The organism is Rhodococcus sp. JCM 9793, assembly GCF_055380405.1.
Genome location: NZ_AP043721.1, coordinates 1,332,870 through 1,347,839, shown reverse-complemented (window position 1 = coordinate 1,347,839; position 14,970 = coordinate 1,332,870). Strand labels below are relative to the sequence as shown.

The 14,970-nt window shown below is 64.7% G+C and carries 15 protein-coding genes; 5 read left to right on the top strand and 10 right to left on the bottom strand.

The genetic code is table 11. The features are described 5' to 3' along the window. Positions 1 to 153: 153 nt before the first annotated feature. A complete protein-coding gene (locus ACZ46K_RS08525; protein WP_054805984.1) occupies positions 154 to 846 on the top strand; it encodes an SDR family NAD(P)-dependent oxidoreductase in 693 nt (230 codons plus the stop codon). Positions 847 to 921: 75 nt separating this feature from the next. Further along, positions 922 to 1,419, top strand: coding sequence for an SRPBCC family protein (locus ACZ46K_RS08520; RefSeq protein WP_054810046.1), 498 nt, complete (start codon positions 922 to 924; stop codon positions 1,417 to 1,419). Between the two features lie 44 nt (positions 1,420 to 1,463). Here ACZ46K_RS08520 and ACZ46K_RS08515 read toward each other — a convergent pair whose 3' ends face one another. From ACZ46K_RS08515 to ACZ46K_RS08505, 3 genes are all read right to left on the bottom strand, one after another. After that, positions 1,464 to 1,739, bottom strand: coding sequence for a WhiB family transcriptional regulator (locus ACZ46K_RS08515; RefSeq protein WP_054805981.1), 276 nt, complete (start codon positions 1,737 to 1,739; stop codon positions 1,464 to 1,466). 14 nt (positions 1,740 to 1,753) lie between these two features. Next, positions 1,754 to 2,950, bottom strand: a complete 1,197-nt coding sequence (locus ACZ46K_RS08510) for an acetyl-CoA C-acetyltransferase (protein ID WP_054810045.1) — start codon at positions 2,948 to 2,950, stop codon at positions 1,754 to 1,756. Positions 2,951 to 3,096: 146 nt separating this feature from the next. After that, positions 3,097 to 4,320 (bottom strand): CaiB/BaiF CoA transferase family protein, encoded by a 1,224-nt coding sequence (locus tag ACZ46K_RS08505; protein WP_464747636.1) that lies wholly within the window; start codon positions 4,318 to 4,320, stop codon positions 3,097 to 3,099. Between the two features lie 241 nt (positions 4,321 to 4,561). Here ACZ46K_RS08505 and ACZ46K_RS08500 point away from each other — a divergent pair, with 241 nt between their 5' ends. Beyond that, on the top strand, positions 4,562 to 5,998 hold the full coding sequence (locus tag ACZ46K_RS08500; protein WP_054810044.1) for an MFS transporter: 1,437 nt from the start codon (positions 4,562 to 4,564) through the stop codon (positions 5,996 to 5,998). Positions 5,999 to 6,052: 54 nt separating this feature from the next. On the opposite strand, the gene ACZ46K_RS08495 is transcribed toward ACZ46K_RS08500, so the two are convergent. Then, complete coding sequence (locus tag ACZ46K_RS08495; RefSeq protein ID WP_054810043.1) at positions 6,053 to 6,949, bottom strand: LysR substrate-binding domain-containing protein; 897 nt, start codon at positions 6,947 to 6,949, stop codon at positions 6,053 to 6,055. A gap of 108 nt (positions 6,950 to 7,057) precedes the next feature. Between ACZ46K_RS08495 and ACZ46K_RS08490 the strand changes: the two genes are divergently transcribed. Further along, positions 7,058 to 7,978, top strand: a complete 921-nt coding sequence (locus ACZ46K_RS08490) for a CoA transferase subunit A (protein WP_464747634.1) — start codon at positions 7,058 to 7,060, stop codon at positions 7,976 to 7,978. Further along, positions 7,975 to 8,751 (top strand): CoA-transferase subunit beta, encoded by a 777-nt coding sequence (locus ACZ46K_RS08485; RefSeq protein WP_464747631.1) that lies wholly within the window; start codon positions 7,975 to 7,977, stop codon positions 8,749 to 8,751. Before ACZ46K_RS08490 ends, ACZ46K_RS08485 begins: the two co-directional genes overlap by 4 nt. A gap of 92 nt (positions 8,752 to 8,843) precedes the next feature. On the opposite strand, the gene ACZ46K_RS08480 is transcribed toward ACZ46K_RS08485, so the two are convergent. The 6 genes from ACZ46K_RS08480 to ACZ46K_RS08455 all read right to left on the bottom strand — a co-directional run bounded on the left by ACZ46K_RS08480 (position 8,844) and on the right by ACZ46K_RS08455 (position 14,968). After that, positions 8,844 to 9,392, bottom strand: coding sequence for a DoxX family protein (locus ACZ46K_RS08480; RefSeq protein WP_464747630.1), 549 nt, complete (start codon positions 9,390 to 9,392; stop codon positions 8,844 to 8,846). A 63-nt stretch (positions 9,393 to 9,455) separates the two neighbouring features. Next, a complete protein-coding gene (locus ACZ46K_RS08475; RefSeq protein WP_464747628.1) occupies positions 9,456 to 10,487 on the bottom strand; it encodes an acyl-CoA dehydrogenase family protein in 1,032 nt (343 codons plus the stop codon). After that, the gene (locus tag ACZ46K_RS08470) at positions 10,484 to 11,629 is read right to left on the bottom strand and encodes an acyl-CoA dehydrogenase family protein (protein WP_054810664.1); all 1,146 of its coding nucleotides are present in this window, start codon (positions 11,627 to 11,629) and stop codon (positions 10,484 to 10,486) included. Before ACZ46K_RS08470 ends, ACZ46K_RS08475 begins: the two co-directional genes overlap by 4 nt. Then, on the bottom strand, positions 11,626 to 12,243 hold the full coding sequence (locus ACZ46K_RS08465; protein ID WP_054807452.1) for a TetR/AcrR family transcriptional regulator: 618 nt from the start codon (positions 12,241 to 12,243) through the stop codon (positions 11,626 to 11,628). Before ACZ46K_RS08465 ends, ACZ46K_RS08470 begins: the two co-directional genes overlap by 4 nt. Next, the gene (locus tag ACZ46K_RS08460; RefSeq protein ID WP_054807451.1) at positions 12,243 to 13,808 is read right to left on the bottom strand and encodes an acyl-CoA synthetase; all 1,566 of its coding nucleotides are present in this window, start codon (positions 13,806 to 13,808) and stop codon (positions 12,243 to 12,245) included. The genes ACZ46K_RS08465 and ACZ46K_RS08460 overlap by 1 nt, the downstream gene beginning before the upstream one ends. Positions 13,809 to 13,810: 2 nt before the next feature. Continuing rightward, entirely contained in the window at positions 13,811 to 14,968 is a 1,158-nt protein-coding gene (locus ACZ46K_RS08455; RefSeq protein WP_054807450.1) for an acyl-CoA dehydrogenase family protein, read from the bottom strand. Positions 14,969 to 14,970 lie beyond the last annotated feature (2 nt).

Genomic DNA, 14,970 nt, shown 5'->3' with positions numbered 1-14,970 from the left:
CATGCCGATCACAGAGCAAAGGACACCCTGCTCCCACTCTGTGAGATTTTTGAGAATGTCATTTCCCTATGCGATAGGGTCGTTACCAGTCCCGCACCGGATAGGACCGGATCAACACGCGAGACCTCGACGACACTCGGAAGGACGGTGGCCATGACTCGCACCGCACTCGTCAGCGGCGGCACCGGCGGACTCGGAGCCGCTGTGACCGCACATCTTCTCGACACCGGCTGGCGTGTCGTCGTCCCGTGGGTGGCTCCCGAGGAACTCGAACGCGTCGGTACCCATGCGAATCTGCACCTCGTCAAGGCCGATCTCTCCGACGAGCAGCAGTTGGAGGATGTCCTGGCGGTCGCGGCCGACGACCCCGGCGCGCCCCTGTTCGGTGTGGTCAACCTCGTCGGCGGCTTCTCCTCCGGGCCTCGAGTCCACGAGACACCGATCGGTGTGCTCGACTCCCAGTTCGACCTCAACGTGCGCACGGCCTACTCGGTCAGCCAGGCTGCGCTGCCCCACCTGATCCGTCGCGGCGGTGGATCGATCGTCTGCATCTCCGCCGCCGCGACTCACAATCCGTTCTCGGGCGGCGCGTCGTACATCGCGTCGAAGGCCGCCGTCTCCGCACTCGTCGAGACCATGGCCGTCGAGTACCGTGACGACCACATCCGCGTCAACGCACTGCTGCCCGTCGTCATCGACACCCCGGCCAACCGCGCGGCGATGCCCGACGCCGACACCAGCCGCTGGTCGCAGCCGGCCGATGTCGCGAAGGTGATCGAATTCCTGCTGTCCGACGCCGGGTCGCCCATCACCGGCGGATTGATCCCGGTGACGAACGTCGGCTGAGCCGGAGAATCCGGTCTCGAATAGCATCGGCGCAGCGTCACCGTCGAAGATCGAATCGAGAACCGAGGAGCATCAATGCGTCTGCGCGACACCCCGACCGTCGAAGTGACCGGTACCCTGCCCTGCACACCGGAACGTGCCTGGGCCTTGGTCACCGACATCGAACTGCCCACGCGCGCAGAGGGCGAACTGCAACGTGCGGAGTGGCTGGACGGAGCCTCCGGGGTATCCGTCGGCGCCCGGTTCCGCGGACACAACCACAGCTCACAGATGGGTGAGTGGCACACCGAGCCGGAGGTCGTCGAAGTCGAGGACGGTCGCCGTTGGGTGTGGCGCGTGGGCACCCCCGAGGCACCGATCGCACTCTGGGGCTTCGAGGTCGATCCCGCCGACGACGGTGCCCTCGTCCGACAGTGGGCCAAGGTCGGTCCGGGCAAGTCGCCGTTCTCCGATTTCATCGAGCAGCATCCGGACAGGGAAGGTGAGATCGTCGCCTACCGGCTCGGTGTGTGGCGAGACAGCATGACGGCAAATCTCTCACTGCTCGAACAGTACGTAGCCGACCACGACTGACCCGGCGGCATATGCCTCGACCGAGCGGAGTCTTGGGGTACCGGTCAGGCAGGTACGGGTCGGCCCAGCTTCTTGGCCCTCGCAACCGCGCGACGCTCGGAGTAGTTCATCCCACCCCAAATACCGTGCGGCTCATCGTTGGCCAGCGCGTGGTCGCGACATTCACTGATCACCGGGCACGTGCGGCAGATCTTCTTCGCCTCGCGTTCCGCACCTGCCACCGGACCGCGACCGGACTCCTTCTGAGGAAAGAAGACGGAGGAGTCGAAGCCGCGGCATCGTGCCGAGAGCATCCATTCCGTGCTGTCGGATCGGGTCATGTCGAGTCCCCGCCTCAGGCCGTCGTGATCGACGCGGCCATGCCCTGGCCGCCGCCGATGCACATCGTCACCAGCGCACGACCACCACCGCGACGCTTCAGTTCGTGCAGTGCCGTCGTCGTCATCCGGACACCCGTCGCCCCGATCGGGTGACCGAGGGAGATGCCGGATCCGTTGACGTTGAGCTTGTCTCGATCGTCCCAGCCCCACTGCGACAACACACCGAGAACCTGGCACGCGAAGGCCTCGTTGAGTTCGACGAGATCGAAATCGTCGAATCCGAGACCCGTGCGGTCGAACAGCTTCCGGGTGGCCGCCACCGGGCCCAGCCCCATGGTCGCCGGATCGCATCCGGCGGCGGTCCAGCCTTCGAGGAAACCGATCGGCTCGAGTCCGTACTCGTCGAGTTTGTCCTCCGCGACCACGAGAAGCGCTGCGGCTGCGTCGTTCTGCTGGCTGGCGTTACCGGCGGTGGTCACCCCGCCCGGCGTCACGGACCGGAGCTTCGCGAGGGATTCGGGGGTGCTGTCGGGGCGGATACCCTCATCCCGCGCGACCACCGTGACGTTGCCCTTGCGGTCCTTGACCTCGACTCCGACGACCTCGTCGTCGAAACGTCCTGCCTCCCACGCGGCGTGGGCGCGACGATGACTCTCCGCGGCGAGTGCGTCGGAGTCCTCGCGGGTGATCCCGCACTGCTCCGCGACGTTCTCGGCCGTCTCGATCATTCCGCTGATCTTGCCGAATCGCCATTCCGGCTGCGACCGTTCACGACCGCGGTCGAGGCGGTCGTACAGGTTCAGGCCACCCGACCGCGCGCCCCAGCGCGCACCCGTCGTGTAGTGCTCGATGTTGCTCATCGACTCCACGCCGCCGGCAACCACGACATTCGCCGCACCGGTCTGCACCATCATCGCGGCGGTCACCAGAGCCTGCAGGCCGGTGCCGCAGCGGCGGTCGGTCTGGATACCGGCAACCGAGATCGGCAGACCCGCGTCGAGCGCAGCCCACCGGCCGATGCACGGTGCTTCCGAACTCGCGTAGGACTGGCCCATCGCGACCTCTTCGATGAGTTCGGGGTCGATACCCGAACGCGCGACGGTCTCCTTGATCACCGTGGTCGCGAGAGACACCGCCGAGACATCCTTCAGCGAACCTCCGAATCGGCCGACGGCGGTACGAACGGGGGCGACGAGTGCCGCTCGGGTCATGGCCTGCTCCTCTGGTACAGAATTTGTACGGCCATTTTCGGATATGTACGTACCGGGCGTCAATCGCTCAGTGCTGCGCCGTCGATCCGAATCACCAATACGTACGACTCCCCATACCTATACGGCCGGACATCTGCGGCGCGGACCTACCCGACGATCCCTGCCTCACGCAGACCTGCGACCTGTTCGTCGGTCAGCCCGAGCCCGGCCAGAACAGCATCGGTGTGCTGCCCCAGTCCGGGAACCGGACCCATGGGCAATTCGACGTCGCGGAAGTTCATCGGCGGCCGAATCGCGCGCACAGGGCCCGCTTGGGTCTGCACCTCGCGCCACCGATCACGCTCACTCAGCTGCGGATGCTCGATCAGCCCCGACAGATCACGCAGGCGCGCTGCGGGGATGCCGGCCGCGGCGAGCTTGTCGTCGAGGTCCGCGCTGACGTACGCGCTGGTCGCGTCACCGACGAGTTTGTCGACCTCCTCCCGCCGCGCGACCCGTTCCACATTGGTTGCATAACGCGGATCGTCCGCCAACTCGGGCATCCCCAGCACCTCGGCCAAGGTCCGCCAACCGCGGTCGTTCTGCACACCGATGAGGATCTCCCCGTCGGCGGTCGGGTACTTGTCGTACGGAGCGATCGACGTGTGCGCGAGCCCCATCCGCGGCACCTGCCGATCCTGGTACATCTGCAGGTACATCGGGTATCCGAGCCACTCGGCGGTCGCGTCGAACATCGACACGTCGATCGTCGCGCCCATTCCGGTGCGGTACCGGCGCAACAGCGCGGCCTGTATCGAGGTGAGCGCATACATGCCGGCGGCGATGTCGGACGTGGGAATGCCCGTCTTGACGGCAGTCTCGGGTGTACCAGTGATCGAGCACAGCCCTGATTCCGACTGAACCAGCAGGTCGTAGGCCTTCCGGTCGCGCATCGGGCCGTCGGTCCCGTACCCGGACATGTTGACGACGATCAGCTCCGGATGATCGGCACGCAACTCATCGGCGCCGAGACCCAGACGGTCGACAGCCCCGGGGGCGAGGTTCTGCAAGAACACGTCTGCCCCCGCGATGAGCGACTTCACCGCGTCGACGCCGGCCGGGGCCTTGAGGTCCACCGCGAACGATTCCTTGCCGCGGTTGAGCCACACGAAGTGCGCGGCGAGGCCGAGGACGGCGCTGTCGTAGTCGCGAGCGAAGTCGCCGTCGCCGACCCGTTCGACCTTGACGACGCGCGCGCCCAGATCTGCGAGGTGCCGGGTCGCCAACGGCGCCGCGACCGCCTGTTCGAGACTCACGACGGTGATGCCGTCGAGTGGCAGTTCGTCGTATCCCGAAGCGGTGCCGTGGTTACTGGTCTCTTCACCTGTCACGCCGATGTCCTCCCTCGCACTGCAGTCGGCTGTATGTCTACCACCAACAACTCCCTGACCGTCGATGCCGGACTATGCTATTCATGCGCATTAATTAGGTGTCGATTCATACATTTTTCGAAACAATCACCCAGGAATCAGGTATTGGACGCGGCTGCTTCCGAACTGCAAGCCTCTGATGAGACCCACGACACATCGGTCCGTCGGGGCAGCCGAGTCAACCCAGAGAAAGCGGAGTCGTATGGCACCGTCGACACCCACCGACGCAGACATCACGAAGAAGGCACGCAAAGCCGGAATTGCCTCCTTCATCGGCACGACCATCGAGTGGTACGACTTCTACATCTACGGAACGGCAGCGGCACTCGTCTTCGGCGAGATCTTCTTCGCATCCGACCTCCCGGCCGGCGTCGGCACCTTGCTCGCATTCGTCACACTGTGGGCAGGCTTCCTCGCCCGTCCTATCGGTGGCGTCATCTTCGGCCACCTGGGCGATCGCATCGGCCGCAAGAACACACTGGTCATCACCCTGGTCATGATGGGCATCGCGACCGTCGGAATCGGCCTGCTGCCCACCTACGCACAGATCGGGATCTGGGCTCCGATTCTGCTCGTCGCACTCCGCGTACTACAGGGTGTGGCCGTGGGCGGCGAGTGGGGCGGCGCAGTTCTCATCGCCTCCGAGAACGCACCCAAGGGCAAGGGTGTTCTCTATTCAGCGTTTGCACAGCAAGGCTCTCCGGCCGGAAACCTGCTTGCAACCATGGCTTTCTTCTTCCTCGCCGCGATGCCTACGCCAGAATTCCTGATGTGGGGCTGGCGGATCCCGTTCCTGTTCTCGGCGCTGCTGGTCATCGTCGGCATGGTGATCCGGCTCAAGCTCGAGGAATCGGATGCGATGAAGGCGGTTCTCGCCCGCAAGAAGGTCGTCAAGCTCCCGATCGGTGAAGTTCTGCGCAAGCACTGGGTACTCGTACTTCTCGGCGCCGGCGCGCTCCCCCTCGCCCAGGTCACCTACTTCAAGAACACATTCGCATTATCTTGGGCAACAAGCGAACTCGGATACGAACGCGGAACCTTCCTCGCGATCATCGCGATTGCACTCGTCGTGCAGTTCATCGTGCAACCCTTCGGCGCGGTCCTGGTCTCGCGAATCGACATGCGCAAGGCCATCTGTCTCATGGTCGTGCCCGAATTGTTCCTGATGCCCGCGATGTTCTACGCGATCCGCACCGAGACCTTCGCCATTGCCGCCGTAGGCATGTGTCTTGCCACGATTCCGCACTCGATGTTCTACGGTGCCATCGCCGGGATCCTCGCCAGGGCGTTCCCCGCGAACATTCGTTATTCCGGACTGTCCGCGGCATATCAGTTGTGCTCGCTGATCGTCGGCGGCGGCACCCCGGTGCTCGCACAGTGGATCCTCAATTCGTCCGGCAGCGTCACAGGCGTCGCGATCGCGGCAGGTACGTACGCGGCGGTATCCCTGGTCTGCACCTTGATGCTGCTCAATCGCACCGGTTACGATCCGAAAGCGCTGTCCACCGCGGAACAGGCCGACGAGGACGAGCTCGAACTCGAGCGTCGAGACGACGAAGCCGGAGAGAGCCGCGACTCCCCGGTCCGTGTCGACACCGCTCCTCATCCGAATGCCGAATCTGTGCGTGTCAGCACGTAATTCGAGTATCCGCAACGAGCGGTGCCGGCCGGTCCCCGAGACGGCAGGCACCGCTCACGCGTTCGGAGTGGGCAGAGCCTCTTCGGACAACCGGAGCACCTCGGCGAGCGCCGCGCTGGTGTCGCCCTCGCGCCACACGAGACGCACGTCGATCGGCCCCTGCTCGGCCAGCGGCACGAACACGACCTCCGGGTTGACGACATGCCGGGCCACCGACGACACCGTCAACGTGCACCCCACGTCGGCAGAGACGAGCGCCACCAGCGAAAGCGAGTCGGGTGCGCTCTGCACGATTCTCGGCGTGAATCCTTCGTCCTGAGCGAGCCGCTGCAGGAGATCGCGCAACATCGAACCCGGTTCGGAAGGGAGCATCACCCAGGATTCGTCGGCGAGATCCGCCATGCGCACCGCCGACTCCCCCGCCAATCGATGCTCTCTCGGCAATCCGACGACCAAATTCTCGTGTGCCACGACCCTCGACGCGATCCCGGGTGGGAAGAACAGCAACCGGACGATGCCGATGTCGAGCGTGCCCTCGGAAAGCCGGTTGAGTACTTCACTCGCATACGCCGAACTCGTGAGCACGAACTCGATGCCGGGATGAGTGCGACGTACGAGCTTCGCCCATTGCCCGACCAGGTGATGCGACGAGGAGCCTGCGAATCCGATTCGTACGCGGCCGGTCTGTCCGCGCCCCGCAGCTGTCACCGCCATCTCCGCGAGACGGACTGCATCGAGGATGGCGCGTGCCGGTTCGATCAGCGCATGCCCGGCTTCCGTCAGCTGCACACTACGGGTGCTGCGCTCGAACAGGGCCGCGCCGAGTTGCTTCTCGAGCTGCTTGATCGTCCTGCTCAACGGCGGTTGTGCCACGTGCAGACGCTGCGCAGCCCGCCCGAAATGAAGTTCTTCCGCCACCGCGAGAAACGCCCGGATCTGATGGATTTCCACCCGACCATTATTGCGCACAGTGAAATAAATGACGCAACATTTTGTATTGGACTAGACCTAGTGTGCCTGTCACAGTCGATACGACGCAAGATCCGGCAGGAGACCGATATGTCAGCAGACAAAACGATGACCATGCGCGATGCCATCGCGACATACGTGCAGGACGGCATGACCGTTGCTCTCGAGGGATTTTCGCACCTCATTCCGTTCGCCGCGGCACACGAGATCATCAGGCAGCGTCGCAAGGACCTGACACTGTGTCGGATGACGCCGGACATCATCTCCGACCAGCTCATCGCCGCCGACTGCGTCTCGACCCTCGTCGCATCGTTCTTCGCGAGCGGATCCGCCGGCTCGCTGTACGAGATCCGCCGACGCATCGAGAAGCACGACCCGGTGAAGTTGAACGTCGAGGAATACAGCCACTACGGGATGGTGTGCCGCTACCAGGCAGGCGCGGCGGGCCTGCCGTTCTTTCCTCTGCGCTCGTATGCCGGGAGCGACCTGCCCGCCCTGAATCCGAAGATCAAGCTCGTCGAAGATCCCTACGGGAACGGCAGCACCTACGTCGTCCCGCCGTTGAACCCGGATGTCACGATCATCCACGCGCAGCGCGCCGACCGGGCCGGCAACATCCAGATCTGGGGCATCGCAGGGGTGCAGCAGGAAGCCGTGTATGCAGCGAAGCACGCGATCGTCGTGGTCGAGGAAATCGTCGACGACGACACCGTGCGTTCCGACCCCAGCCGCACCCTCATCCCGTCGCACGCCGTCGATGCCGTGGTCGTGTGCCCGCGCGGGGCACACCCGTCGTACGCGCAGGGCTACTACGACCGCGACTGTGCCTTCTACCGGCGCTGGACCGAGATCAGCAAGGATGCTCAGGCACTTCGCACGTGGCTGAAGGATTGGGTGTACGAGATCGCCGACCACGACGGATATCTCGCCAAGCTCGGCGCAGACTACTGGAGCGATCTCGAGGTCGCGCCGCGATACTCCGAAGCGGTCAACTACGGGAGCCGAAAGTGACTACTGCCGAAACATTTTCCACGACCGAATTGATCGTGTCGATTGCCGCCCGGGCGCTCGCCGGCAAGGACCGCGTCTTCGCGGGTGTCGGCCTGCCGACTCTCGCGGTGGACCTCGCCTGCCGCACTTCGAACCCGGACATCGAACTCATCTACGAATCCGGCGTGTGCGGTGCGCACCCGGAGGCGATGGCCGAAGGAATCGCCGATTCGGTCGTCGTATCCGGCGCCGAATCCGTCGTCTCCATGGCATCGCTGTTCGGATACGTGCTGCAGGGCGGCAATGTCGACGTCGGATTCCTCGGCGCGGGTCAGATCGACCGCTACGGCAGCCTGAATACCAGCATCATCGGCGACTGGGACAAGCCCACCGTGCGGCTTCCGGGTGCGGGTGGCGCTGTAGAGATCATGCCGAACGCGGGCGAGGTCTTCGTCGTCATGCGCAGGCACGACCCGAGCGCGTTTCCTGCCGAGCTCGACTTCTGCACGTCCCCGAGCCCCGTACGGGCCCGTGAGGCCGGCGTCGGCATCATGCCCCGCGGACGCGGCGTCACCAAGGTGTTCACCAGTCTCGGCGTGCTCTCGCGCCGCGGACCGTTCGACGAACTCGAACTCACGAGCGTCCACGCCGGTGTCACCGTCGACGAGGTGCGCGCGGCAACAGGATGGGATCTGATCGTCTCACCCGAATTGACCGTGACCGAACCTCCGACCGCACATGAGATCGACCTGCTGCGCAACGAAATCGACAAGGTGCGCCTCTACCTGCGGTGACACGCAAACTTTCCTCCGCCTGCATGGGTTTCCGTTGGTCGTGAACCAACGGAAACCCGCACGAGCGGAGGAAAGTTGGATGAGCGGTCGCCTCAGGACACCGACACGGATTCGTCGTCCTGCTTCGGCGCGGGCCGGTAGCACGCACCGAGCAGAACACCGGCCGCAGCGAGTCCACCGACCAATGCGATGAGTCCACCTGCCCAGCCGTCGAGCAGGTTGTGCCCGAAGATCAGGTGATCGAGACTCGCACTGCCGGCTCCCATGATTGCGACGGCCACAGCTCCCCCGGCCAACACGAGGTTGTATTCCCAGCCGTTGGCCGTCACGAAGAAGCCGGAGCCTCGATGCACCGTCCATGCGGCGACGAACATCAGCGAGACGAACCCGGCCGCAGCGAACGGAGTGAGCAGCCCCAGCGCGAGCGCGATACCCGCACCGACCTCTGTGAGAGCCGCAAGCCACGCATGAATCTTGCCGGGTCGCATGCCCATGCCGTCGAACCATCCGGCGGTACCCGGAATGCGTCCACCGCGGAAGAGCTTGCCGTACCCGTGCGCCGCCATCGTCAGTCCCAGCAGCACCCGAAGTATCAGCAGGCCGGTGTCGATCGTGTCCACTTCAGCTCCGTTTCCAGACATGGCCGCTCATCGCGGATGTCCTGACGTTGCCACACCGACCGCACCAGAGGATTGTTACCTACATCACTCGGTGACCAAAGACCACACATCACCTGCCGCGACCGCCGCCTCGAGAAGTTCCGCATCCCACGACGCGACGGTTCCGAACTCGCTGCGCCACGACAGGATGCGATTCGTGTGCCGATGCAGTTCGTGTTCCATCGTGAAGCCGATCGCGCCGAGTGCCTGATGCGCATTGCGAGTGACGACCGCCGCCGCATGACCGGTACAGGACGCTGCCACCGCAACCGCGAATCTCGTGGCGTCACTGCCGAATCCGCTGTCGACAACGGCCGTGACCGCCGCATCCGCTGCCGCTCGCGCGAGCGCCGACTCAGCGGCGATATCGGATACGAGCGCCTGGACTGCCTGGAACTTCCCGAGTGGACGACCGAACTGGATACGCGCCGTGACGTGTTCGACGACGAGCTCCAGAATCCGATCCATCGCCCCCACAGAGGAGAGTGTCCGTGCCAATGCACCCCGGTAGCGGAACTCCTCGGCCACCGACGCGGACACCTCGGCACCCGAGAGCGCAGAGACGTCGACGCGGATGTGGTCGCGTGGCTCCGACGCGAGATTCACGGCCTCCGCAAGTTCGACCTGAGCCTTGGGGATCTCCGCGACCCTCCAAGTACTTCCCGCGTCCTGCCACAGAACGACGATCGAGTCGACGTCGCGCGCCCACGGCACGAATCGGGCAGTGCCGTCGCCGTCGAGCACAGCGGCGGTGCGCACACCGTCGCTCACCTCGAGCCCGGCGGTCGTGAGCAGCCACCCGGCGAGCAGATCGTTCTCCGCGACCGGCACCGCCGCCACACCCGCACCCGCCACAGTGAGCAGCAGTGCTGCCTCGGTCCAGCCTGCGCCGCTGCCGCCGGCGGATTCGTCGCCGGTCAGGCGTGCGAGACCCAGTTCGCTCAGCGTGTTCCACAGGCTGCGGTCGAATTCGATGACTTCACCGATGCGGTGGTCGTCGCCGGAGGTGAAGACTTCGGCGAGCATCCGCTCGAAGTCGCGTAGTTCGGTATTGTCCGTTGCCGTGTTGTCGGTCATCGTAGTCCCAATCCTCGTGCAATGACCCCGCGCAGGATCTCGCTGGTTCCGCCGCGCAATGTGAAGCCCGGGCGCTGCATGACGCCCGCTCGTATCAGCTGCGCAAGATGCTCGTCGGAGGTTCCGTAGCCGGCGATCTCGTCCGCCAGATCGGAGAGGTCGCCCTCGGTTTTCGTGCCGAGCACCTTCACCACCGACGCGGCAAGTTCCGCGTTCTCTCCACGTTCGAGCGATTCGGACACCGCCGTGGACATCCGGTGCAGCCCGGCCATCCGGCCGATGGTCGCGCCGATCCGGGTGTCGGGTTCGACGGTGCCCGACGCGACTCCGCTGACCAGCCCCTCGAGGACACCGAACGTCGACAGGAATCGTTCGGGACCGCTGCGCTCGAAGCCGAGTTCGCTCGTGACCTGTTCCCAGCCCGACCCGACCGCGCCGAGGACGAGATCGTCGGGGACGAAGACGTCCTCGAGCAGCACCTCGTTGAAGTGGTGGTCGCCGGACATCGACAGGACCGGGCGGATGGTCACACCCGGTGAGTCGAGCAGCACGATGAACTGGCTCAGGCCGTCGTGCCTGTGGGCAGGGTCGAGCGGCGCGGAACGTGCGAGACCGAAGAACGCGTCGGCGTGGTGAGCACCTGAGGTCCACAGTTTGGTACCCGAGATCTTCCAACCGCCCTCGATCTGGACGGCGCGAGTCTTGACGCTGGCCAGGTCGGATCCGGAGTCGGGCTCGGACATTCCTATGGCCCAGCAGATCTCGCCCGCCGCGATACCGGGAAGAAACCGTTGCTTCTGCGCCTCTGTGCCGTACTTCAGCAGCGACGGCGCGGCCTGCCGATCCGCGACCCACTGCGCCGCAACGGGAGCCCCGACCGCGAGCAGCTCTTCGGTGACGACGAACCGCTCCATGAACGTGCGCCCGTGCCCGCCGTATTCGGTGGGGATCGTCATCCCGACCCACCCCTGGGCGGCGAGCGCGCGTGTGAAGTCGACATTCCACTGGGTCAGCCAGGTGTCGATGCCGGGGGTGAACACTCCTGCCTCGATCTGTTCCTTCAGGAAGGCCCGCACCTGCGAACGCAGTTCGGCAAGTGCGGGATCGGGGATCCCGGCCTGTGGGACCAGTCGTGTACTCATCGTGATTCTCTTCCGTCGTTCGGGACCGGCTCGGTTCCGCTCGGGCACAACAGATCCATCGCCATGTCGGCGTAGCGTTCGGCAATCACGTCCGGGGTGTCCGGGCCTGCCGGGTCGTACCAATTGGCAATCGCGGAGACCATCGCCAGAATCGACCTACGGCAGTCGTCGGGGTACTTCGTGGTGAAGTGCCCCTGTCCGACACCCGCATCGATGATGTCGCGCATCCGCCTGCGGCCCGCACGTCGACGCTCGTCGTACTGCCGCGCTCCGTCGGGCTCCAGATTGCGCACCTCGGTCGCGATCAAGCGGCCTTGCAGGGGGTACTGGGTCCGGAACTTGACGTTCCCCCGAACGAACGCGCGCAGTTGCGCGACCGGATCGTCTCCGGCATCCGCCAGTTCAGCGTCGCATACCGCGTCGTACGTGTCGACGCCGTCCAGCAGAATTGCGAGCAGCAGATCCTGTTTGTTCTTGTAGTGGTAGTACAGCGCAGACAGGCTCACACCGGCTTCCTGCGCGATGGTCCGGATCGACGAGGCGCCGTACCCGTTGCGCACGAACTCTTTACGTCCGACATCGATGAACAGTCGTTGCTTGGGAGACGGGACCATCACGTCGCTCCCACATCGGCATACATGTCGATGAGGTCCTGCAGAGCGCCCTTGACCATCTTGCCTGTAGCGGTGCGGGGCAGCGCGTCGACGAAGCGAACTCTGCGTGGACACTTGAACTTCGACAGTCTCTCGTGACAGAAGTCGATGATCTCGCGTTCGAGATCGACGCCCGGCGCGGCGCCGTCTGCGGGTCGTACGAACGCTTCGACGCGTTCACCGCGGTCCGCGTCCGGTACGCCCACCACCGCGACATCGCCGACCCCCGGGTGTAGAGCAAGGATGTTCTCGATCTCCTGCGGGTAGATGTTCACACCACCGGAGATGATCGTGAACTTGTCGCGGCCGGTGAGGTACAGATAGCCGTCCTCGTCGAGGTAACCGAGGTCGCCGTTGGTCGCCCAGTTCTTCTCGAACGAATGTCGCGCAGACTCGGTCTTGACCGGATCCTTGTGATATTCGACGTTCTGCACGGGCTTCTCGAAGTAGACGGTCCCCGCCTGCCCCGACGGCAGTTCACTGCCGTCGTCTGCACAGATGTGTGCGATCCCGCTGCTTCCGATCCCGCCTGTGCGGCCCACACTTCCAGGTTTGCGGAGCCACTCCTGCGGTGTGATGACAGTGCTTCCGACCGCCTCGGTAGCGGAGTAGTACTCGTACACGATCTCACCCCACCACTGGATGAGGTTCGCCTTGACCTCGACAGGACACGGCGCCGCAGAGTGGATCGCGCAGCGCAGCGACGACAAGTCGTACTTGTCCCGTATCTCTTCGGGGAGTCGGAGCAATCGCACGAAATGTGTGGGGACCCATTGACTGTGGGTGACACGATGACGCTCGATCAGTTCCAGCGACAGTTCCGCGTCGAAGCGTTCCATGAGTACGACAGTGCCGCCCAGCCCCTGTGTGAGCACGCTGTAACGCAGCGGCGCCGAGTGGTAGATGGGCGCAGGTGAGAGGTAGACGGTGTCCTCATCGAACCCGAAGTGCCGCAGCATGTCGATGAGGGGAATTCCGGGATCTTCGTCGATCTGCACACCGCTGAGCCGGGGCTTGATTCCCTTGGGACGACCCGTCGTTCCCGAGGAGTACAGCATGTCGCTGCCCCGCGGCTGATCGGCGAGCGGCACCGTGGACAGGCCGGCGACCTCGGTCTCGTAGTCGAGGTGGCCCGGGACCGGTCCACCGAAGGCGACGCGATGCCGCACCTTCGGCGTCAACACGGCGATCTCCTCCGCGAGCGACATGAGGGGTGCCGATATCAGCAGGATTGTCGCGTCGCAGTCGTCCACGATGTACGCGGCCTCCGCGGCCGCGAGATGCGAATTGACGAAGGTGATGTACACGCCGGAACGTAGAGCACCCCAATACAGTTCGTACACTGTCGCGTCGTTGACGGTGATCACTGCGACATGATCACCGGCACCCACATCGTGCGCGCGTAGCCAGTGCGCGAACCGGACGGACGCCTCTTCGAGTTCTCGATAGGTGATCGTCCGCCCGGTCGCGGCCTCGTGTACCGCGGGCCGATCCGGGTGCGTTGCAGCGTAACGGCCCGGGTACATGTCTACAGCCCCAGATCCTTGGAGATGATCGTCTTCATGACTTCGCTGGTGCCACCGTAGATCCGCGTGACGCGCGTGTCGGCGTACAGGCGTGCGATCGGATACTCGGTGATGTAGCCGTAGCCGCCGTGCAACTGCAGGCACTTGTCGATTACCCGGCCCGCGACCTCCGTGCAGAACAGCTTGGCGCGCGCGGCGTCGGCGACCGATAGTTCCTTGCGATCGAGCAGTTCGAGGCAGTGGTCGACGTAGACGCGCGCCGCCTGCGTTTCGGCGGAGCACTCGGCGAGCACGAACTTCGAGTTCTGGAACGAGGCGACGGGCTTGCCGAACACCTTGCGATCCTGGGTGTATGCGATCGCGTGCGAGATCGCGGCCTCGGCGAAGCCCACTTGGTTCAGTGCGATGGCGAGACGTTCCTGCGGCAGGTTGTGCGCGAGGTAGCCGAAGCCGGCACCTTCTTCACCGAGAAGGTTCTCGACCGGAACCTTCACGTCGCTGTAGGACAGCTCGGCGGTGTCCTGCTGATGCAGGCCGATCTTGTTGAGTTTGCGGCCGACAGCGAAGCCCTCGGTCGCGGTGGGGACGGCGATGATCGACAGGCCGCCGCGCCGGTCCTCCGGATCGAACGGCGAGGTGCGGCACACTGTGAGGATCAGATCGGCGGTGGCGCCACCGGTGATGAAGGTCTTGGCGCCGTTGACGATGTAGTGCGAGCCGTCTTCCGACAGCTTCGCGGTGGTCGCGATGTTCGCGAGGTCGGAACCGGTGCCCGGCTCGGTCATCGCGATGGCGGTCATGATCGAGCCGTCCGCGAAGCCCGGGAGCCAGCGCTTCCGCTGCTCTTCGGTGGCGTACTCGAGCAGGTACGGCAGGATCAGGCACGCGTGGACGGTGTAACCGCCGAAGGACACACCGGCGCGCGCGACCTCTTCGAACACGATCGTGTTGTAGATGAAGCTGGATTCGCCGCCGCCGCCGAACTCTTCGGGCACCTGGATGCCGAGGATCCCGAGTTCGCCGAGGCGGCGGAAGAACTCACGCGGCGGGTGTCCGAGCTCGTCCCACTCCTCACGGTGCGGCGCAACGTCGCGCTCGATGAAGTCACGGACCATCTGGCGGAACGCGTCGTGCTCTTCGGTGAGGATCGTCCTCTTCACGA